This is a genomic window from Streptomyces sp. NPDC053431 (assembly GCF_044544925.1).
In the GTDB taxonomy this organism is placed as follows: Bacteria; Actinomycetota; Actinomycetes; order Streptomycetales; family Streptomycetaceae; genus Streptomyces.
Window position 1 is genome coordinate 164,673 of sequence record NZ_JBITXX010000008.1, and the last position, 20,674, is coordinate 185,346.

A 20,674-nucleotide genomic window follows, 5' to 3' on the forward strand; every position below is an offset into this window, starting at 1 on the left:
GCGGCCGGTGATCACTCCGCCCGCAGCGGGACCGACACGTAACTCGGGTCGGCCGCGGGGGAGGAGAAGGTCAGCTGCGCGCCGGCCGGGTTGTGCTCGATGTACAGCGGGTCGACGGTGTCGACCACCAGGGCGAGCCGGTGGCCGGCCGGCACGTCGTACGCCGTCGAGAACAGCTCCAGATCGACCGGGAACGCCTTCCCCGGGGTCCTGTCGTGGAAGGTGTACGGCGCGTTGCTGATCAGCTTGCCGATGCCCAGCGGGCCGACGTCGTAGAGGTACGCGACGAAGGTGCCGCTCTCCGCGGTCGGCGTGACCGTGGTGTGCAGGCGTGCCGTGCCGCGCACCTGCTGGGGGGTGGCGTAGCGCTCGGACTGCCAGACGCCCGCGAAGGCGCGGGGGAGCAGCGGGATCGAGGCGACGGGCGGCGCCTGGAAGAACTGGTCCAGGAGGTTGGACAGCATCACGACGCCGCCGTCGGCGCCCGAGTCGACGTTGGCCCAGAGGTGTTCGGAGCCGGTGAGCGGGAACGTGCGCCGGTTGGCGTTGACCGACTTCCAGTCCGGGTAGCCCTCGTAGCCGGCGTCGGAGCGCGGCTTGAGCTGGACCGGCTGCTCCCGGTCGACGCCGTTGTCGACGCCCTTGAGGTGGTGGTCGAACCAGCGGTGGGCGTGGGTCCAGGTGTCGTTGGGCAGTCCGAGCAGGCCGGTGGCCTCGGCGGTGGCGTGGTCGCCGGGCCGGAACTCCAGGCGCTTGGGGCCGCTGAGCTTCTCGTAGAAGCTCGCGAACTGGTTGGGCGGGAAGATGGTGTCGCCCCAGGCGTTGCCGAGCATGATCGCCGGGTGGTTGGCGTTGATCGCGTCGAGGTAGGTGGCGGCGGAGCGCTTGCGCCCCCAGGCGATCATCTCGTCCTCCTTGTCCAGGTCGGAGGAGAGGAAGTCGCCCAGGACCTGCTGGAGTTCGGGGCCGGGGCGGCCGGTGAGGTAGCCCGCGCCGCCGAGCAGGGCGGCGGCCTGGAGGTGCTGGGTGCGGCCGCTGTAGATGGACTCGATGAGGTCGGCCCAGCCGCTGAGCGCGGCGACGGCCTTGACGCGCTTGTCGTGCGCGGCCGTGAGGAGGCTGATCCCGGCGCCGTACGAGACCCCGGCCATGCCGACCTTCGCGGGGTCGGCCGGGGTGTTCGCGAGGGCCCAGTCGATGACCAGGGACGCGTCGGCGATGTCCTTGGGGCCGGCGGTCTCGATCTCGCCGCCGGACTGCCAGAAGCCGCGGGAGTTGTAACTCACCACGACGTAACCGGAGTCGGCGAGTTGCCGGGCCTGGGCGAGGTACTCGATCTGGGGCACGGCCCAGCTGGTGGGGAGCACGATCACCGGGAACCGGGTGGTGCCGTCGGCGCCGGCGGGGGTGACGACGTTGGCCTTGAGGACGGTGCCGCCGTCCCCGGCGATGTCGACGAAGCGGACGGATCCGGAGGTCTCGGCGTGGGCGGCGGGGGCGAGCCCGAGGGCCGCCCCGGCGACCAGGGCGGCCGAGACGGCATAGGCCAGGGCTGTGCGCACGGGTCACTCCTCACTGGGTGTCACTGATGGGGGGGCAGTGAAGTGACCCGACGGTAACGTCGACGGCTTACCGGGGGTAACTGGTCGGTAAGTTACGCGTGGGTAACGATTGGCGGAATACCGCCTTCACCGCGGGGGCCGGCCGCGGGGGCCCCGCAGCGGGCCCCCCGCAGTGGCGTGAGCCGACGGCCGGCCGGTTCGCCCACCGCGCCGGGCCGGGGCCACCCGCCCCCGGCTACGGGGAACGGCCGGTCAGGTCGTCCGGGAGGCCCTTGGCTCCGGTGAGGTCGGCCCCGTCGAGCCGGGCGCCCATGAGGTGCGCCCCCGTCAGATCGGCCCCCTTCAGGTTCGTGTGCGACAGGTTCGCCTCGAACAGCCAGGCGCCCCGCAGGTCGGCGCCGCCGAGGTCGACCCCGGAGAGGTTCGTCCGCACGAGGTTCGTGCTCCGCAGGGAGGCGCACCCGATCGTGTCCGGCTGCGTGGCCGCGGGAGCGGGGTGCGGCGCGCCCCCCTGGGAGCCGATGATCATCGTTTCCCGGTCGCAGAAGACGGCCTTGCGCAGGTCCAGCCCCGCCAGGGCGGCCTCGGCCAGGTCCGCGCCCGCGACGTTCATGCCCTCGGTCTTGGGGCAGGAGTCGCCCTCGGCGCAGATGACGGCCTGACGGAGATCGGCCAGGGAGAGGTCCGTGCCGCTGAGGTCGGTCGCGATGAGGTTGACCTTCCGGAGGATCGCGTCGATGAACGAGGCACCGGCGAGGTCCGCGCCGGCGAAGGAGGCCCCGGTGAGGTCGGCGCCCGAGAACGAGGCCTTCGTGATCTTCGCCCCGTCGAACCGGGCGTCGGTGAGGGTCGCACCCGACAGCCCGGCCCCCGTGAGCGTCGCGCCGTCGAAACGCGCGGCGACCAGGTCCGCCTTGGCCAGGTCCGCGCCGCTCAGGTCGGCCTCGGCCAGAACCGCATTCCGTAGGTGGATGTCCCGGGCCTCGCTCGCGTACGTCGGCTTCCAGTTGGGCAGGGCCGTCCGGCTCAGATCGATCTCCAGGCCCGAGTCCCGCTCGGGGCGGCGTCGGACGAGCACGTTCATGGCGGCACTGACGTCCGGCAGGGGAGTGGCGGCCGTGGCCGGCAGCGGAGCGTGCCGCCGGACGTACGCGGCCAGCACCGAGACGACCGCCGGCTGGTCGGCCGCGGAGTCCTTCATGATGCGCCCCAGCGCGTAGATCCCGCCGAGCCGGACATCCGTGGAACCCGAGCCGAGATTGGCGATGGCCGCGTTGAAACGCGTCGTGATCTGGCCTTGCTCGGAGATCCGCAGCTCCTGGCCCGCCTGACCCACCTGCAGCCAGGTGAACAGCAGTGCGGCCACCGCCGCCAGGCCCGGCAGGCTGAGCAGGAGCAGGGTCAGCCGAGGGGAGGCGGCCTCGGGCCGCCGCGCCGCCGGCCGACGACGGGCCGCCGCCCGGCGGAGGCGGCCGAAGCGGCGGGTCCGGGTCATCCCGCCATTGGCCCACGGCAGGACGATCCGGCGAGGACCGCCACACCGCGGCTCCCTCTATCGAGGGAAGCCGGCGCGGCACGCGTCGCAGTGGGCGACCGGCGCTCGGCGGGCGAAGCCGGGAAGGAACTCCGGCCCCCCGAGCGGCGGGGAGCTGGCATGCTGGTGGCGTCTTCACGCCGAGGGAGGGCCGGTGGGGAACACGAGCGACACGGCAGACGTCACGGACGTCCCCGACGTCTTCGACCCGCGGATCTACGCCGCCGGGATCCCGCACGACCGCTTCCGTGCGCTGCGCGACCGTCACCCGGTGGCCCGCCAGGAGGAGTACGAGGTTCTCGGGTGGCCCGCCGGGCCCGGGTTCTGGGCCGTGACGCGGCACGCCGACGTCGTACGGGTACTCAAGGACGCCGCCGGATTCTCCTCGCACCTCGGCGCCACCCAGATCCGCGACCCCGACCCCGCCGACCTGCCGTTCATCCGGCGCATGATGCTCAACCAGGATCCGCCCGACCACGGCCGGCTGCGGCGGCTGGTCAGCCGCGCCTTCACGCCCCGGAGGACCGAGCGGTTCGCCGCGACCGCACGCCACAGGGCACGTGAACTCCTCGCCTTCGCAAGGGTGTCGGGGAACGACGAGGTGGACCTGGTGCGGGCCGTCACCGACGACTACGCGCTGCTCAATCTCACCGACCTGCTCGGCGTGCCCGCGAGCGACCGCGGCCTGCTGCACACCTGGACCGAGCGGGTCATCGCCTACCAGGACCCGGACGAGCCGCCCGTGCTCGACGCCGGCGGAAAGCCGGTCAACCCGCGCTCACCCGCGATGCTCGCCGAGATGTTCGACTACGCGCAGAAGCTCGCCGCCCACAAGCGCGCGCACCCCGCCGACGACGTCATGACCGTCCTCGCGCAGTCCGAACTCCAGGACGCGGAACTGGAGATGTTCTTCTTCCTGCTCACCGTCGCCGGCAACGACACCGTCCGCAGCGCCGCCCCCGGCGGACTGCTCGCGCTCGCCGGACACCCCGAGGAGCGCGCCCGGCTGTGGCGCGGCGAGGTCGGCACGGACACGGCCGTCGACGAACTCCTGCGCGTCCACCCGCCCGTGCTGTCCTTCCGGCGCACCGCCGCCCGGGACACCGAACTGGCCGGCGTGCCGATCGCCGCCGGGGACAAGGTCGTCGTCTTCCACGCCTCCGCCAACCACGACGAGCGGGTCTTCGCCGAGCCGCACCGGATCGACCTCGCCCGCGGCCCCAACCCGCACGTCTCCTTCGGCGACGGCCCCCACGTCTGCCTCGGCGCCCACTTCGCCCGGCTCCAGCTCCGGATCCTGTACGAGGAGACGCGCGCGGCCACCGCGGACCTGGAGCTCGCCGGTCAGCCCAGGCGGCTGGTCTCCAACTTCATCAACGGCGTCAAGTCGCTTCCAGTGCAGGCTCGTTGGAGGAACTGACCGGTGCCGTCCGTGCCTGCCGCGTCACGTCCGCCACCAGCTCGACCACATCGGGGCCGTACGCCTGCGAGTTGACCACCTTCAGGAGGAGGACGAAGGAGCCGCCCCGGTAGCGGCGGGCCAGCCGCTCGTGGTGCCGGGCCAGATAGCGGGTCGCCGCCTGGTTGTTGATGGCCCGCTGTCCGCAGAAGAGGAAGACGGGGCGCCCGCCCTCGCCCGCCGTCAGCCGCGCCAGCAGCACGTACTCGGCGACCCCCGGCTCCATCCGGTACACGTCGTCGCCGATCCGTATCGCGCCCCGCTCCTCGACCGGCTCGCGCGCCACGCTCATCCGCAGCCCCGGCAGCAGACTGCCCAGGTGCGCGCTCATCCGGCGATTCGCCCCGGGCCCGCCCACGCAGAACTCCGTGCGGTCGCCGAAGCCCTGATGGGCCAGATCGTGCTGGACGATCCGGGCGTGCGCCCCGCAGTCCTTCACGAGCGCGGAGAGTTCGAGCAGCGCCGACACGTCGTAGCGGTGCACCGCACTGTCGCTGCCGGCCTCCCGGTGGACCACGAGCAGGCACTCGGAGTGGGGCGGAAGTCCGAAGAAGGCCTGCTTCCTGCGGAGTTTCCGACGCCACAGGTACGTGCGGGTCAGCCAGCCGAGGGAGCCGCTGACTCCGGTGGCGAGCACGCCCAGGACGACGTTGCGCACGTCTTCGTTCATGGGCGCGCATGTTACTGGGCATCGGTCGACCGTTCGAGAGGCGGTCCTGACGGGAGCCGGGGGCAGAAGTTACGCTGCGCGGACGGTCGTCGACTGGAGGTAGTGATGCAGTCTCAGTTGCGGCGTTCCGCCGTCCGTTACGGCTCGCTCGTGGCCGTCGCCGCGACGGTGCTCTCGGTGGGCGCCGCCGCGCCGCCGACCGCCGCGCCGCCCCATCCCGCTCCCGCGAAGGTGCCCGTCGCCACCGGCTGGGGCGGCGCCGTCGCCAGCGTCGACGCGGACGCCTCCGCCGCCGGCGTCGAGGTGCTGCGCAAGGGCGGCAACGCCGTCGACGCCGCCGTCGCCGTGGCCGCCGCCCTCGGCGTCACCGAGCCGTACTCGGCCGGCATCGGCGGAGGCGGCTACTTCGTCTACTACGACGCGAAGACCCGTACCGTCCACACGATCGACGGCCGCGAGACCGCGCCCGGCTCCGCCGACGCGAACCTCTTCGTCGAGAACGGCAAGCCCATCCCCTTCGAGGAGGGCATGACCAGCGGCCGCGGCGTCGGCACCCCCGGCACCCCCGCCACCTGGGAGACCGCCCTCGACGCCTGGGGCAGCAAGCCGCTCGGCAAGCTCCTCCAGCCGGCCGAGCGCCTGGCCCGCGACGGCTTCACCGTCGACGCCACCTTCCGCGCCCAGACGGCGGGCAACGAGGCCCGCTTCCGCGACTTCCCGGCCTCCGCCGCCCTCTTCCTGCCCGGCGGGCAGCTGCCCGTGGTCGGCTCGACCTTCAAGAACCCCGACCTGGCCCGTACCTACGAACAGCTGGGCCGGCAGGGCGTCGGCGCGCTCTACAAGGGACCGCTCGCCCGCGACATCGTCAACACCGTCCAGCACCCGCCGGTGCGCGAGGGCGCCACCCGGGTGGTCCGGTCCGGCGACCTGACCGAGGACGACCTCGCCGGGTACGAGACGATCCGGCGCCGGCCCACGAAGGTCTCGTACCGCGGCCTGGACGTCTACTCCATGGCCCCGTCCTCCTCCGGCGGAACCAGCGTCGGCGAGGCCCTCAACATCCTGGAGGGCACCGACCTCGCCCACGCCTCCCAGGCCCGCTATCTGCACCGCTTCATCGAGGCCGGCCGGATCGCCTTCGCCGACCGCGGCCGCTGGGTCGGCGACCCGGCCTTCGAGGACGTGCCCACCCGCGGCCTGCTCTCCCAGCGGTACGCCGACTCCCGGGCCTGCCTGATCCGCGACGACGCCGCCCTGACCAGCCCCCTCGCACCGGGTGACCCGCGCGACCCGAAGCCCTGCGCGACCGGCGGCACCGCCGCCCCGACCACGTACGAGGGCGAGAACACCACCCACCTCACCGTCGCCGACAAGTGGGGCAACGTCGTCGCCTACACCCTGACCATCGAGTCCACCGGCGGCAGCGGCATCACCGTGCCCGGACGCGGCTTCCTGCTCAACAACGAGCTGACCGACTTCTCCTTCGCCCCGGCCAACCCGGCCGTGCACGACCCCAACCTGCCCGGCCCCGGCAAGCGCCCGCGCTCCTCGATCTCCCCGACGATCGTGCTCGACAGGACCGGCCGACCGGTGCTCGCGCTCGGCTCCCCGGGCGGCGCCACCATCATCACCACGGTCCTGCAGACCCTCACCGGAGTCGTGGACCGCGGGCTGCCGCTCGTCGACGCGATCGCCGCGCCCCGCGCGAGCCAGCGCAACCAGGCGACCACGGAACTCGAACCGGCCCTGTGGAACAGCCCGCTGCGGGCCGAGCTGGAGGCGATCGGGCACCGCTTCCGGCAGAACCCGGAGATCGGCGCGGCCACCGGCGTCCAGCGCCTGCCCGACGGACGCTGGCTGGCCGCCGCCGAGACGGTGCGCAGGGGCGGCGGCTCGGCGATGGTGGTACGGCCGGACGGCGACTGAACGGCCCGGGACCGAACACGGAGGCGCCTGACGGTGGCTGCGGGTCCTGAGGGTGGTCAAAGGGCCGTCAGGACCCTCGGGCCGTCGTCCGTGATCGCCACGGTGTGCTCGGTGTGGGCCGCGCGGGAGCCGTCGATCGTCCGGATCGTCCACCCGTCCCGCGCCGTGTAGTGGTCGTCGCGACCGCCGCCGATCAGCATCGGCTCGATCGCGACCACCATGCCGTGCCGCAGCGGCATGCCCCGCCCCGGGCGTCCCTCGTTGGGGACGTCCGGGCCCTCGTGCATCGTGCGGCCCACGCCGTGCCCGCCGAGGCCGTCCGGGATGCCGTACCCCGCGCGCCGGCAGACCCGGCCGACGGCGTGCGCGATGTCCCCGACCCGGTTGCCGACCACGGCCGCCGCGATCCCCGCCTCCAGGGCCTCGTAGGCCGTGTCGATCAGCCGGGTGTCCTCGGGGCGCGCCCGGCCGACCGTGAAGCTCACCGCCGAGTCGCCGACCCAGCCGCCGAGCACCGCCCCGCAGTCCGCGCTCACCAGGTCGCCGTCGGCGAGCCGGGTGCCGTCCGGCACGCCGTGCACGATCGCGTCGTTCACCGACAGGCAGACCACCGCCGGGAAGGGCACCGGCGCCCAGTCCGGCCGGTAGCCGAGGAACGGCGAGCCCGCGCCCGCCGCCGCGAGCACCTCCCGCGCCGCCCGGTCGAGCTCGGCGAGCGTCACGCCGGGCGCCGCCTTCTCCCGTACGGCCTCCAGGGCCTGGGCCACCACCCGCCCCGCCTCGCGCATGAGCAACAGGTTCTCGTCCGACTTGATCTCCACCATGCCAATTACTATACCGGTATTAGAATGGGCTCCATGGTGCGCACCCCCCTGACCCCCGAAGAGCGCGAGCGCGGCGAACGGCTCGGCCGCCTCCTGCGCGAGGCCCGAGGTAGCCGCTCGATGGCGGAGATCGCGGCCGCGGCCGGCCTCTCCGCGGAGACCCTCCGCAAGATCGAGACGGGCCGCGCCCCCACGCCCGCCTTCTTCACCGTGGCCGCCCTCGCGGGCGTCCTCGGGCTGTCGATGGACGAGCTGGTGACGCACTGCGTACCGGTGCCGGCGGCTATGCCGGTGACGGTCGCGGTGCCGTCGGAGGCCGCCTGATTGGACCGAGGCCCGCGAGGCCTGTGACGGGGGCGACGGGAACCCTGCGTAAGCTCGGCGGTCGTGATACCCGAGGAGCTGCGGCGCGGCCGCTACGTCAGTCTGACCACCTTCCGGAAGAACGGCACCGGAGTCGCCACCCCCGTCTGGTACGCGGTCGAGGACGACCGGCTGTACGCCTGGACCCGCACCGACTCCTGGAAGGTGAAGCGACTGCGCCACGACCCCCGCGTCGTGGTGGCGGTCTGCGATCTGCGCGGGAACGTCACGGAGGACGCCGTACGGGTGGAGGGCACGGCCCGGCTGGTCACGGGCGAGGAGCTGCGCCGGGTCCGCCGCCTCCTCTCGCGCAAGTACACGTGGCAGTTCTGGGCGGTCGACTGGCCCGCGATCCTCGCCCGTCTCGGCAAGCGCCCCCACACGGGCATCGTCGTGAGCTTCACGGCACCCTGACCGAAAACTCTGCGTAGCCGTCCCGTAACACGCGTGCGGTCCAATGCCGGTGGACCGAAAGGCAGCGGAATGACGGTGCGACAACTCCCGGCGGAGGTAGAGGCGTTCGCGACCTGGTTGCGGAACCTCGCCGGCCGTCTCGACCCTGGCCGGGGCTGGTACGGGGTCTTCGCCACCCGCGACCCGGAGGGGATGCGCGCCTGCTTCGAGGGCGCGGACATCCTCCCCTGGGACGTCGTGGAGTCCCTCCTCCACGACCTGGCCGAGCCGGCCGACAGTCCCTGGACCGCCCGGGGTCGCGCCCTGCACGAGGCCGCGTCGACGGCCCACGACCGCGCGCCCGGCGGGGCGGCGGCCCTGGCCGAACGCCGTGAGCTGATGCGACGCGAGGCCCGTGCCGCCGAGGCCCGCGTCCGTGAGCTCGGAAGCTCTCCGGACTCCCTGGTCTCGCCGGACTCCATGGCCGAACTGGTGTGGGCCCGGGACGACCTGACCCGCGCCGAGGCGCGGATCGCGGAACTCACCGCCCGTCTGACCCGCCTGACCCGTCCGATCCACCAGACCGCTCAGACCGCCCAGGCCGCTCAGATCGCTCAGACCGCCCAGGCCGCCTATGTCGCAGCTCCGGCACCCTCCTACACCCGGGCTCCGGCGGGCGCTTCGGCACCCGCCGACACCCGGGCTGCGGCCGCCGCTCCGGCTCCCGCCGACACCCGGCCTCCGGCCGACACCCCGGCTCCGGCGGACCCGTCGCCCAAGCGCCGTCGCCCGCGAGGGGCGCGCTACGCGTGGCTGGAGGTCCCGGAATCCGGGCCGGCCCCGATCCCGGCCCGCGAACCGGCCCCGCCCCTGGACCTGCCGGCCGCCCCGGCGCGGGCTCCACGTGGCGCCCGTTTCGCTTCGCTTCCCGACCCGTCGGCATCGCCCGCGCCGAGGCCGACCCCCGCCCGCGACCGGGCCACTCCAGGCCGGGGCGCCCCCGCCGATCAGGCCGCCCGCGCCGCCGGCAACGCCGTCTACGCCCTCCGCCGGCTGCGCGCGCAGGGCCGCAGCGGCGAGGCGCACGCGCTGCTCTGCGAGGCGCTGGCCGGGCCGCCCGACTGGCTGCCCGCGCTCGCCTCCGAGCTGCACGCCGCCGGGCTCGGCGCCGACTGGGCCACGCTGCTCTGGGAGGCGGCCTCCCTTCCGCCGGTCCGGCTCGCCGCCGTCGCGGGCGCACTCGCCGACGCGGGCCGCCCGTACGACTGCGACCAGCTGTTGCGCCAGGGCGTCGCCCGCCCGGTCGAGGAGCTGGCGGCCGCCTGTGCCGCCCTGGAGGCCGACGGCCGCCACGCCGAGGCCCAGGCGCTGCTCGCGGCCTTCCTGCGCGCCCGCACCCTGGAGGAGGCGGCCCAGCTCGCCGCCGTGGACCCGCCCGCGCTCACCGCCGGCCTGGTCACGGCCGCCCGCGCCGTCTCCCCGGCCCGGGAGCGCGACCTGCTGCACGCGCTGCGGGTGGCCGGACTGGCCTGAGGGCGGTTCCTCGCCGCGCGATCGGTACGGTTCCGGACGTGTCGGTAGGTGTCCGACGTGGACCACTCGGGTATGAAACATGATCGACTCCGCTACTTCACGGCAGTGGTCTTGCTCCGGGGTGTGACGGGGCTTACGTTCTCCTCCTACGCATCGCGTCTACGTGCGTAGAGGCTCTCTGACGCCGCGCCGAAGGAGCAGCTCATGACCGACGTCGTACGTGCCGCGCTCGTCCAGGCGACCTGGACAGGCGACACCGAATCCATGATCGCCAAGCATGAGGAGCACGCCCGCGAGGCGGCCCGGCAGGGGGCGAAGGTCATCGGGTTCCAGGAGGTGTTCAACGCTCCGTACTTCTGCCAGGTCCAGGAGCCCGAGCACTACCGGTGGGCCGAGCCCGTGCCGGACGGGCCCACCGTGCGCCGGATGCAGGACCTCGCCCGGGAGACCGGGATGGTGATCGTCGTGCCCGTCTTCGAGATCGAGGGCGCCGGCTTCTACTACAACACCGCCGCCGTCATCGACGCCGACGGCTCCTACCTCGGCAAGTACCGCAAGCATCACATCCCGCAGGTCAAGGGCTTCTGGGAGAAGTACTACTTCCGCCCGGGCAACATCGGCTGGCCCGTCTTCGACACCGCCGTCGGCAAGGTCGGCGTCTACATCTGCTACGACCGCCACTTCCCCGAGGGCTGGCGCCAACTCGGTCTCAACGGGGCCCAGTTGGTGTACAACCCGTCGGCGACCCACCGCGGACTCTCGTCCTACCTGTGGCAGTTGGAGCAGCCCGCCGCCGCCGTCGCCAACGAGTACTTCGTCGCCGCCATCAACCGCGTCGGCATCGAGGAGTACGGCGACAACGACTTCTACGGCACCAGCTACTTCGTCGACCCGCGCGGCCAGTTCGTCGGCGACGTCTGCTCCGACAAGGAGGAGGAACTGCTCGTCCGCGACCTCGACTTCGGGCTCATCGAGGAGGTCCGCCGGCAGTGGGCCTTCTACCGCGACCGCCGCCCCGACGCCTACGACGGGCTGGTGCAGCCGTGAGCAGCCTCTACGACCGCCACCGTGCCGTCATCCCCGACTGGGTCGCCCTGTACTACAAGGACCCCCTCGAGCTCACCCACGGCGAGGGCCGCCACGTCTGGGACTCGGACGGCAGACGCTACCTCGACTTCTTCGGCGGCATCCTCACCACGATGACCGCCCACGCCCTCCCCGAGGTCACCAAGGCCGTCGCCGAGCAGGCCGGGCGGATCATCCACTCCTCCACGCTCTATCTCAACCGGCCCATGGTCGAGCTCGCCGAGCGGATCGCCGCCCTCTCCGGAATCCCCGACGCCCGCGTCTTCTTCACCACCTCCGGCACCGAGGCCAACGACACCGCCCTGCTTCTCGCCACCGCCTACCGCCGCTCGAACCAGATCCTGGCGATGCGCAACAGCTACCACGGGCGCTCCTTCTCCACCGTCGGCATCACCGGCAACCGCTCCTGGTCGCCCACCGGCCTCTCCCCGCTCCAGACCCTGTACGTGCACGGCGGCGTCCGCACCCGCGGCCCCTACGCCCAGTACACCGACGAGCGGTTCGTCGACGCCTGCGTCGCCGACCTGGAGGACCTGCTCGGCCACACCCGCGACGTCGCTGCCCTCATCGCCGAACCCATCCAGGGCGTCGGCGGCTTCACCTCCCCGCCCGACGGGCTCTACGCCGCCTTCCGCCGCGTCCTCGACCGGCACGGGATCCTGTGGATCGCCGACGAGGTGCAGACCGGCTGGGGCCGCACCGGCGAGCACTTCTGGGGCTGGCAGGCGCACGGCCAGGCCGGCCCCCCGGACATGCTGACCTTCGCCAAGGGCATCGGCAACGGCATGTCCGTCGGCGGCGTCGTCGCCCGCGCCGAGATCATGAACTGCCTCGACGCCAACTCCATCTCCACCTTCGGCGGTTCGCCGGTCACCATGGCCGCGGGCCTCGCCAACCTGGCCTACCTGCTGGAACACGACCTCCAGGGCAACGCCCGACGCGTCGGCGGGCTCCTCATCGAACGCCTCCGCGGCATCACCGCGGGCATCGACGCCGTACGCGAGGTCCGCGGCCGGGGCCTGATGATCGGCGTCGAACTCACCGAGCCCGGCACCGACCGCGCCGACCCCGACGCCGCGGCCGCCGTCCTGGAGGCCACCCGCGCGAACGGCCTGCTCATCGGCAAGGGCGGCGGGCACAACACCAGTGCCCTGCGCATCGCGCCACCCCTGTCGCTCACCGTCGCCGAGGCCGAGGAAGGCGCGGAGATCCTCGAACAGTCCTTCCGCTCCCTCTAGTTCGGCACCGCACGTCCACTCCAGTTCGCGATCCCTCTAGTTCGCAGGGAGAAGTCCCGTGAGCACCCGCACCCTCATCCGCGGCGGTCTCGTCGTCACCGCCGCCGACGAGCTCCACGCCGACGTCCTGATCGAGGACGGGCGGATCGCCGCCCTCGCCGCCCATGGCTCCGACATCGCCCACGGCTGGACCGCCGAACGCGTCATCGACGCCACCGACCGCTATGTCATCCCGGGCGGCGTCGACGCCCACACCCACATGGAGCTGCCCTTCGGCGGCACCTTCGCCTCCGACACCTTCGCGACCGGGACCCGCGCCGCCGCCTGGGGCGGCACCACCACCATCGTGGACTTCGCCGTCCAGACCGTCGGCCACTCCCTGCGCGAGGGCCTCGACGCCTGGTACGCCAAGGCCGACGGCAACTGCGCCGTCGACTACGGCTTCCACATGATCCTCTCCGACGTCAACGAGCACACGCTGAAGGAGATGGACCGGCTCGTCCAGGAGGGCATCTCCTCGTTCAAGCTCTTCATGGCCTACCCGGGCGTCTTCTACAGCGACGACGGACAGATCCTGCGCGCCATGCAGCGCGGCGCCGCCAACGGCGGGCTGATCATGATGCACGCGGAGAACGGCATCGCCATCGACGTCCTCGTCGAACAGGCCCTCGCCCGGGGCGAGACCGACCCCCGCTACCACGGCGAGGTCCGCAAGGCGCTCCTGGAGGCGGAGGCCACGCACCGGGCCATCCAGCTCGCCCGCGTCGCCGGCTCCCCGCTCTACGTCGTGCACGTCTCCGCCGAGGAGGCCGTCGCCGAACTCGCCGCCGCCCGCGACAAGGGGCTGCCGGTCTTCGGCGAGACCTGCCCGCAGTACCTGTTCCTGTCCACCGACAACCTGGCCGAGCCCGGTTTCGAGGGCGCCAAGTACGTCTGCTCCACCCCGCTGCGGCCCCGGGAGCACCAGGAGGCCCTCTGGCGCGGGTTGCGCACCGACGACCTCCAGGTCGTCTCCACCGACCACTGCCCCTTCTGCTTCAAGGGCCAGAAGGACCTCGGCCTCGGCGACTTCTCCAAGATCCCCAACGGGCTGCCGGGCGTCGAGAACCGCATGGACCTGCTTCACCAGGCCGTCGTCGACGGGCACATCTCGCGCCGCCGCTGGATCGAGATCGCCTGCGCGAGCCCGGCCCGGATGTTCGGCCTCTACCCCCAGAAGGGCACCATCGCGCCGGGCGCCGACGCGGACGTGGTGATCTACGACCCGCACGCCGTGCAGACCCTGTCCGCGGCCACCCACCACATGAACGTCGACTACTCCGCGTACGAGGGGAAGACGGTCACCGGCCAGGTCGAGACCGTCCTGTCGCGCGGCGAACCCGTCATCGAACAGCGGAAGTTCACCGGCCGCGCGGGCCACGGCAGCTTCGTCCCCCGCTCCACCTGCCAGTACCTGAACTAGGAGACCGCCCCTTGGACTTCGGACTCGTCCTGCAGACCGACCCGCCCGCCTCGGAGGTCGTCGGCCTGATGCGCCGGGCGGAACGCAACGGCTTCCGCTACGGCTGGACCTTCGACTCCGCCGTGCTCTGGCAGGAACCCTTCGTCATCTACAGCCGGATCCTCGAACACACCACCAAGATGCACGTGGGTCCCATGGTGACCAACCCGGGGACCCGGACCTGGGAGGTCACCGCCTCCACCTTCGCCACCCTCAACGACATGTACGGCAACCGGACCGTCTGCGGCATCGGCCGCGGCGACTCCGCCATGCGCGTCGCCGGCCGCAAGCCCAACACCCTCGCCCGGCTCGGCGAGGCCATCGAGGTCATCCGCGACCTCGCCGAGGGCCGCGAGGCCGTCGTCGACGGCAACCCGGTGCGCATCCCGTGGGTCAGGAACGGCAGGCTGCCGGTCTGGATGGCCGCCTACGGACCGAAGGCCCTGGCGCTCGCCGGCCAGAAGGCCGACGGCTTCATCCTCCAGCTCGCCGACCCCTTCCTCACCGAGTGGATGGTCAAGGCCGTCCGGCAGGCCGCCGCCGACGCCGGCCGCGACCCGGCCGCCGTCACCGTCTGCGTCGCCGCCCCCGCGTACGTCACCTCCGACGACTCCGCCGAGGCCCTGGCCCATGCCCGCGAACAGTGCCGCTGGTTCGGCGGCATGGTCGGCAACCACGTCGCCGACCTGGTCGCCAGGTACGGCGAACACTCCGCCATGGTCCCCGACGAGCTCACCACCTACATCAAGAACCGGCACGGCTACGACTACAGCCACCACGGCCGCGCCGGGAACCCGTCCACCGACTTCGTCCCCGACGAGATCGTCGACCGCTTCTGCCTCCTGGGCCCCGCCGAGGCCCACATCGAGAAGCTCCGCCACCTCAAGGACCTCGGCGTCGACCAGTTCGCCGTCTACGACATGCACGACAACCGCGAGGGCACGATCGACGCGTACGGCGCCGAGATCATCCCGGCATTCCGCTGACGAAGCTGCCGGCGGACACACCGCCCAGCCCCCGCCCCGATCCTCGACCTCTCTCAACTGGCCTGATTCGGCCCCCACACGCGACGAGCCGCGGGTATGTTGCCGGTAGTTTTCCAGACGCGAGGGGCGGGTGAGGGCTGGGTGTTGGCCGAGGCTCTGGCGGCGTTGGCCGCGGCGGGCGGCGGGGCGGTGGTCCAGGCCGCCGGAACGGACGCCTGGCACGAGGTACGGGCCCGGGTCGCCGAGCTCGTCGGCCGCGGCGACGCCGAGCGGGGACGTGCCGAACTGGAACGCCTCGACCGCACGGCCCGCGCCCTGGAGCCGGGCACCGCCGCCCCGGACCGGGAGGTGCTCCGCCAGGAAGGCGCCTGGCAGGAGAGGTTCACAGCCCTGCTCGAGTCCCTCGACGGAGAGGACCGGGAGCGAGCCGTCCAGGGTCTGCGTACGCTGGCGGACTTCGTCGCCGGCGCCTCGGGCGACACAGCACTGGACACCGGGAACGCCGTGGCACGGGACGGCGCCAGCGCGGTGACGGGGGTGCAGCGCTCCGGTGGTGGACCGGCCGCTCGAGCCGTGCGCACCGGGGATGCGGAGGCCACCGGCACGGGATCCACCGCGGTCAGCGGCGTCATCAACCGATAGGCGACCGGGACGGGGGCAACGGCATGGCGAAGTGGCGGTGGGGAAGAAGGTACGACGCGGGCAGGCGCACCCTGGCCGGCGGGACGGTCGGCGGCGATCCCCCCGGGCAGCAGGTGACACACAGCGGCAACGCGACCGCGACGAACGGCGGAATCGCCGTCACAGGCATCTACAACGACCACTCCAGCGTGGTGCTGCCGTCAGACGCGGTACGACCCGTGGCCGAGGTGAAGGCCCGGCCCGGCCTGGACAACCTGCCCTACCGGACCACCCACTTCGTGGGGCGCACCACCGAACTCGACCGTCTCGACGCCGCCATGAAGACGGCCGGCGGCGTATGGCTCCAGGCCGTCCACGGTCTCGGCGGCGTCGGCAAGAGCACGCTGGCCGCGCACTGGGCCGCCACCCGTGCCGCCCGGCACGGACTCACGCCGGTCCGCTGGATCTCCGCCGACAGCGCGGCGAGCGTGGAGCAGGGCCTGGCCGCCCTGGCCACCGCCCTGCAGCCCGCCACCTCCAAGGTGCTGACGGTGGAGGCCCTCGCCGAGAACGCACTGCAGTGGCTTGCCGCGCACCGCGGCTGGCTCATCGTCCTGGACAACGTCAACCACATCGCCGACATCGCCCCGCTCCTGGCCCGGCTGCCCGAGGGCCGCTTCCTCCTCACCAGCAGACTCGCCACGGTCTGGCACGACGCCACCGCCGTCATCCGGCTCGACGTCCTGCAACCGGCCGAGTCGCTGACCCTGCTCACCCACATCGTCCGTGGCGGCGGCGCCCGGGACATGGACGGAGCGGCCGAACTGTGCGCGGATCTGGGCCATCTCCCCCTCGCCGTCGAACAGGCCGCCGCCTTCCTCGCCCAGAACCCGCTGCTGACCCCCCGCGCGTATCTGGAGCTGCTCCGGCAGGCACCCGCTCCGTTGTACGAGCAGGGTGGGGCGGGCTTCACCGTCGCGGAGCGCACCATCGCCCGCATCTGGCGCGTGACCCTCGACCGGATCGGCGAACTCCAGCCATCCGCCTCCGACATGCTGCGCACTCTCGCCTGGTACGCGCCGGACGGCATTCCCGCCGACCTGCTGGACGACGAGGACCGACCGGCCGTGGTCGCGGGCGCGATCGGCGTCCTCAACGCGTACAGCATGATCACGGTGGACCCCGCCGCGCGAGCCCTCTCCGTGCACCGGCTGGTCCAGTCCGTCGCCCGTACCCCCGTCGGCGACGATCCGCACCGCACGCCCGGCCTCGTCACCGCGGCACGGACCCGCGCGACGGTCGCGCTGGAGGCAACCGTCAGGCCGATCGACTGGAACGACACCGGCACCTGGCCCACCGGGCGCACCCTGCTTCCGCACATGGACGCCATCGCCGAACACACGCTCCCGTTCGAGGACACCGGCGCCACGGCGCGGCTCCTCCACCACGCCGGCGTGTTCCTCCTCGGCCAGGGCCTCGCCGACCGGGCCGCCGCGCACCTCCGCCGCGTACTCACCCACCACGAGCGGGAGTTCGGCCCGGACAACGTGCACACGCTCGCCTGCCGCCACAACCTGGCGCACGCCCGCGAGGCCTCGGGACAGGTGAAGCAGGCCGTCCCGCTGTACGAGCGGGCGCTCGCCGACGCGCTCCGCGTGCTGGGGCCGACGCACCCCCTCACCCTCGCCGGCCGCAACAACCTGGCCGACGCCTATCGCGCCACGGGCGAGCCGGACAAGGCCCTCGCCCTGCTCGGACCGGACCACGCGCCCGGTCCGGTCGTCGACGGTGCCGCGGACGACGAGGACCTCAGCACGCTCGCCGCCCGCAACACCCGGGCCCGCGCACGGCTGGTGGCCGGCGATCACGCGGAAGCGATACGCCTGTTCACGGAGAACCTCGACGCCTGCCGCCGAGTCCTCGGCGAGGACCACCACCTCACCCTCGTGACGCGCAGCAACCTGACGGCAGTGCGGGTGGCACGCGAGGACCCGGCCCGGGCCGTTCCTCTCTTCGCGGACATCGTCCGCGACATGGAACGCGTCCTGGGCGAGGAGCACCCGGACACCCTCCTCGTGCGGGGCAACCTGGCGGGCGTGTACCGGGAGGCGGGTGAGCCGGACCGGGCCGTCGCGCTGTTCGACGAGGTCCTGCCCGCCATGGAGCGCGTGCACGGCGAGCAACACGGCATCACCCGTGCCCTCCGGGTCGCCTTCGCTCTCGCTCTCCGGGCGGCCGGAGATCCGGAGCGGGCTGTTCGTCTCGGCGCTCCCGGGCGGGGGGACGCGGCCCCGCGGGACGGAAGTCGTCCCGACACCCGTGGTGTCGACATCGGCTACGGGTTCCTGGCCGTCGACGACCCGCACCATGCCCTTCCCCTGTTCGAGCAGGCCGACCGCGAGCACCGTCACCGGCTCGGCGCCGACGACCCCGCGTCCCTCACCGTCCGCCATGACCTGGCGGTCTCCCATCTCATGGCGGGGAGCCCCGCGCAGGCCGTTCCGCTCTTCCAGGAGGTCCTCCGAGCACGGGAGAGCTCCCTGGGCGAGGAGCATCCCGACACCCTCACCAGCAAGCGCCACCTCGCCGACGCCCACCGCGAGGCGGGCGATGTCGGCCTGGCCATCCCGCTGTACGAACAGACATACCTGGCCCGGACCCGTGCCCTCGGCCCGCGCCACACGGACACCCTCGCCGTCCTCGGAATGCTCGCGCACACCTACCGGCTCGCGGGCAGCCCGAACCTGGCCGTGCCCCTCTTCCAGCAGGCTCTCGACGGCCTGGAGCAGGTGCGTGGGCCCGTCCACCCCGACACGCTCACCGCCCGCAACGGACTCGCCGGGGCGCACCAAGAGGCGGGCGAACCGGGCCGGGCCGTGCCGCTCTACGAGAACAACCTCATGGCCTGCACCATGAGCCTCGGCGAAAACCACGCGCACACCCTCACCGCCTGCCACAACCTGGCCGTCGCCCTCGCCACCGCAGGAGACCTCGACCAGGCCCTCCCGCTCCTCAAGGACACGTACATGAAGCAGAGGAGGCTGCTCGGCGCGAAGCATCCCGACACCCGCGCCACCTGGCTGAGTCTTGCCGGCGTGTACCGAACGGCCCGGCATGTCAGGCGTCAAGCACGTCGCCGGCCGCGGCGCCGACGTCACTTCTGAGAAGACGGGCACCGAAGCCCCCGTCGGACGGCGACGGGGGCTTCCGCGGGCCTACCGGACGCCGGGCATCGCGATGCAGGTCACGACGATGCCCCGGTCGACGAGCCAGCGCCCGTGAAAGCCGGTCAGGCGCTCACCGGACGGGGTGAAGCCGGGAATCAGCACGCGCGCGGTGAACGTCCCGTCGGGGGACAGGTCGATGCTGGCCTCGTCGAAGTCGAGCCAGGTCCGGGTGACGGGGAACCAGGCCTTGTAGACCGTCTCCTTCGCGCTGAAGAGCAGCCGGTCCCAGGCGACGCCGCCGGCGGTCGGCAGGGCGGCCAGCGACGTGCGCTCCTCGGGGCGGGCGATGGTCTCCAGGACGCCGTCGGGCAGTGCGGCGTGCGGTTCGGCGTCGATCCCGAGGAGCGCTATCTCGTCGCCGCGGGCCACCACGGCCGCGCGATAGCCGGCGCAGTGCGTCATGCTGCCGACGATCCCCCGCGGCCAGACGGGGGCGCCCCGCTGGCCGGGGAGCAGGGGGACCGGCGGGTGGCCGAGCGCCGCGAGGGCGTCCCTGGCGCAGGCGCGGACGGTGGTGAACTCGGCGCGTCGCTTCTCGACCGCGCGGCTCACGAGAGCGAGCTCCTCGGGGAACAGCGGGTCGTCCCGGTCGTCGAAGGTGTGCGACCAGCGCACCGCGGGCGGCAGGATGCGGTCGATCACGCGGACCCGCCTCCGGCACCCGCGCTGGAGAAGGGGCGTCCGGCGGCGGGCTGCTCGGGCAGGATCTGCCGGGCCAGGTCGGAGCGGAGCCCGAAGCGGCGCCACTCCCGGGGATAGCCGAGCGAGACCTCGTGGAAGGGCACCCCGTCGTAGCTGACGCTGCGCGGTATGTGCAGATGGCCGTAGACCACCGCCGCCGTACCGAACCGGAGGTGCCAGTCCGCGGTGTGCACCGTCCCGCACCACTGCACGAACTCCTGGTGGGTCATCACCTCCGTGGGGCGGCGGATCAGCGGCCAGTGGTTCACGAGGACGAGCGGGAGGTCGCGCGGCGTCGCGGCGAGCCGCCGTTCGGTCTCCGCCAGCCGGGCCGCGCACCAGGCCTGCCGGCTCGGGTACGGGTCGGGGTGGAGGAAGTACTCGTCGGTGCAGACGATCCCGGCCTCACGTGCCGCGGCGAGCGACTCCTCGACGGTGGTCGTGCCGGGGGTGAGGAACGAGTAGTCGTAGAGCAGGAAGAGCGGGGCGATGCGCACGGGACCGCCCGGCCCCGTCCACGTGGGGTACGGGTCCTCGGGCGTGAGGACGCCGAGGCCACGGCACAGGGCCACGAGCTGCTCGTACCGCGCGACGCCGCGGAGCGCGCCCGGGTCCTCCGGGTGCGTCCACAGCTCGTGGTTGCCGGGCACCCAGACGACCTGGGCGAAGCGGTCGCGGAGCAGGGTGAGCGCCCAGACGATGTCCTCCATGCGTTCCCCGACGTCGCCGGCGACGATCAACCAGTCGTGCGGGGAGGCGGGTCGGAGCTCCTCGACCACGCGGCGGTTGTCGGCGTAGCCGACGTGTAAGTCACTGATGGCTCGCAGAGCCCCCTGTGTCGACATGCTTCTCACCCTAGATCAGCGGGCGTTGGTGCCCGGTGCGGATCGAGACACGTCGCGGTGCGGTCCGGTACGGCCGCGCCGGGCCGCCGGCGGCCGGGGGCGGGTGGCCGGAATGTGTGCGTACGCCGACGGGTATATCGACGCACGAACCCGCGACGTCATTCCTGGCCTGCCCCGCCCCCCGGCACACCCCGCACGGTCCGTCCCGCACCGTCCCCCGAACCC

Annotated in this window: 17 protein-coding genes; 11 read left to right on the top strand and 6 right to left on the bottom strand. The window is 72.9% G+C overall.

All coding sequences use genetic code 11. From position 1 onward, the window contains the following. Positions 1–11 precede the first annotated feature (11 nt). Together ACIGXE_RS20655 and ACIGXE_RS20660 are read right to left on the bottom strand one after the other, a co-directional pair. Positions 12–1,562, bottom strand: a complete 1,551-nt coding sequence (locus ACIGXE_RS20655; RefSeq protein WP_399749354.1) for an alpha/beta fold hydrolase — start codon at positions 1,560–1,562, stop codon at positions 12–14. Positions 1,563–1,797: 235 nt separating this feature from the next. Then, a complete protein-coding gene (locus ACIGXE_RS20660; protein WP_399749356.1) occupies positions 1,798–3,057 on the bottom strand; it encodes a pentapeptide repeat-containing protein in 1,260 nt (419 codons plus the stop codon). 193 nt (positions 3,058–3,250) lie between these two features. Between ACIGXE_RS20660 and ACIGXE_RS20665 the strand changes: the two genes are divergently transcribed. Continuing rightward, the gene (locus ACIGXE_RS20665; RefSeq protein WP_399749358.1) at positions 3,251–4,516 is read left to right on the top strand and encodes a cytochrome P450; all 1,266 of its coding nucleotides are present in this window, start codon (positions 3,251–3,253) and stop codon (positions 4,514–4,516) included. Here the strand turns inward: ACIGXE_RS20665 and ACIGXE_RS20670 are convergent. Then, positions 4,479–5,225, bottom strand: a complete 747-nt coding sequence (locus tag ACIGXE_RS20670) for a hypothetical protein (protein ID WP_399749360.1) — start codon at positions 5,223–5,225, stop codon at positions 4,479–4,481. The genes ACIGXE_RS20665 and ACIGXE_RS20670 overlap by 38 nt on opposite strands. Before the next feature lie 117 nt (positions 5,226–5,342). Here ACIGXE_RS20670 and ggt point away from each other — a divergent pair, with 117 nt between their 5' ends. After that, positions 5,343–7,151, top strand: coding sequence for a gamma-glutamyltransferase (ggt, locus tag ACIGXE_RS20675; protein ID WP_399749664.1), 1,809 nt, complete (start codon positions 5,343–5,345; stop codon positions 7,149–7,151). Between the two features lie 56 nt (positions 7,152–7,207). Here ggt and map read toward each other — a convergent pair whose 3' ends face one another. Continuing rightward, on the bottom strand, positions 7,208–7,975 hold the full coding sequence (gene map / locus ACIGXE_RS20680) for a type I methionyl aminopeptidase (protein WP_399749362.1): 768 nt from the start codon (positions 7,973–7,975) through the stop codon (positions 7,208–7,210). Positions 7,976–8,008: 33 nt separating this feature from the next. On the opposite strand from map, the gene ACIGXE_RS20685 reads away from it, so the two are divergent. The 9 genes from ACIGXE_RS20685 (at position 8,009) to ACIGXE_RS20725 (ending at position 18,860) form a co-directional block, all read left to right on the top strand. After that, complete coding sequence (locus ACIGXE_RS20685; protein ID WP_399749364.1) at positions 8,009–8,299, top strand: helix-turn-helix domain-containing protein; 291 nt, start codon at positions 8,009–8,011, stop codon at positions 8,297–8,299. A 63-nt stretch (positions 8,300–8,362) separates the two neighbouring features. Further along, on the top strand, positions 8,363–8,752 hold the full coding sequence (locus tag ACIGXE_RS20690; protein ID WP_399749366.1) for a PPOX class F420-dependent oxidoreductase: 390 nt from the start codon (positions 8,363–8,365) through the stop codon (positions 8,750–8,752). 69 nt (positions 8,753–8,821) lie between these two features. After that, positions 8,822–10,264, top strand: coding sequence for a UL36 very large tegument protein (locus ACIGXE_RS20695; RefSeq protein ID WP_399749368.1), 1,443 nt, complete (start codon positions 8,822–8,824; stop codon positions 10,262–10,264). A 204-nt stretch (positions 10,265–10,468) separates the two neighbouring features. Next, positions 10,469–11,311 carry a nitrilase-related carbon-nitrogen hydrolase gene (locus tag ACIGXE_RS20700; protein ID WP_399749370.1) on the top strand — a complete coding sequence of 281 codons (843 nt, stop codon included), beginning with the start codon at positions 10,469–10,471 and terminating at the stop codon, positions 11,309–11,311. Next, complete coding sequence (locus ACIGXE_RS20705) at positions 11,308–12,588, top strand: aspartate aminotransferase family protein (protein ID WP_399749372.1); 1,281 nt, start codon at positions 11,308–11,310, stop codon at positions 12,586–12,588. The genes ACIGXE_RS20700 and ACIGXE_RS20705 overlap by 4 nt, the downstream gene beginning before the upstream one ends. Positions 12,589–12,646: 58 nt before the next feature. After that, complete coding sequence (gene hydA / locus ACIGXE_RS20710; protein ID WP_399749374.1) at positions 12,647–14,050, top strand: dihydropyrimidinase; 1,404 nt, start codon at positions 12,647–12,649, stop codon at positions 14,048–14,050. Between the two features lie 11 nt (positions 14,051–14,061). Then, positions 14,062–15,075: a TIGR03842 family LLM class F420-dependent oxidoreductase gene (locus ACIGXE_RS20715; RefSeq protein WP_399749376.1), complete on the top strand. Its 1,014-nt coding sequence runs from the start codon at positions 14,062–14,064 to the stop codon at positions 15,073–15,075. 141 nt (positions 15,076–15,216) lie between these two features. Beyond that, positions 15,217–15,717, top strand: coding sequence for a hypothetical protein (locus ACIGXE_RS20720; protein WP_399749378.1), 501 nt, complete (start codon positions 15,217–15,219; stop codon positions 15,715–15,717). 23 nt (positions 15,718–15,740) lie between these two features. Beyond that, positions 15,741–18,860: a tetratricopeptide repeat protein gene (locus ACIGXE_RS20725; RefSeq protein ID WP_399749379.1), complete on the top strand. Its 3,120-nt coding sequence runs from the start codon at positions 15,741–15,743 to the stop codon at positions 18,858–18,860. A 51-nt stretch (positions 18,861–18,911) separates the two neighbouring features. Here ACIGXE_RS20725 and ACIGXE_RS20730 read toward each other — a convergent pair whose 3' ends face one another. Both ACIGXE_RS20730 and ACIGXE_RS20735 read right to left on the bottom strand, forming a co-directional pair. Further along, complete coding sequence (locus ACIGXE_RS20730) at positions 18,912–19,565, bottom strand: 4'-phosphopantetheinyl transferase (RefSeq protein WP_399749381.1); 654 nt, start codon at positions 19,563–19,565, stop codon at positions 18,912–18,914. Next, a complete protein-coding gene (locus tag ACIGXE_RS20735) occupies positions 19,562–20,449 on the bottom strand; it encodes a metallophosphoesterase family protein (protein WP_399749382.1) in 888 nt (295 codons plus the stop codon). Before ACIGXE_RS20735 ends, ACIGXE_RS20730 begins: the two co-directional genes overlap by 4 nt. Positions 20,450–20,674: the final 225 nt, after the last annotated feature.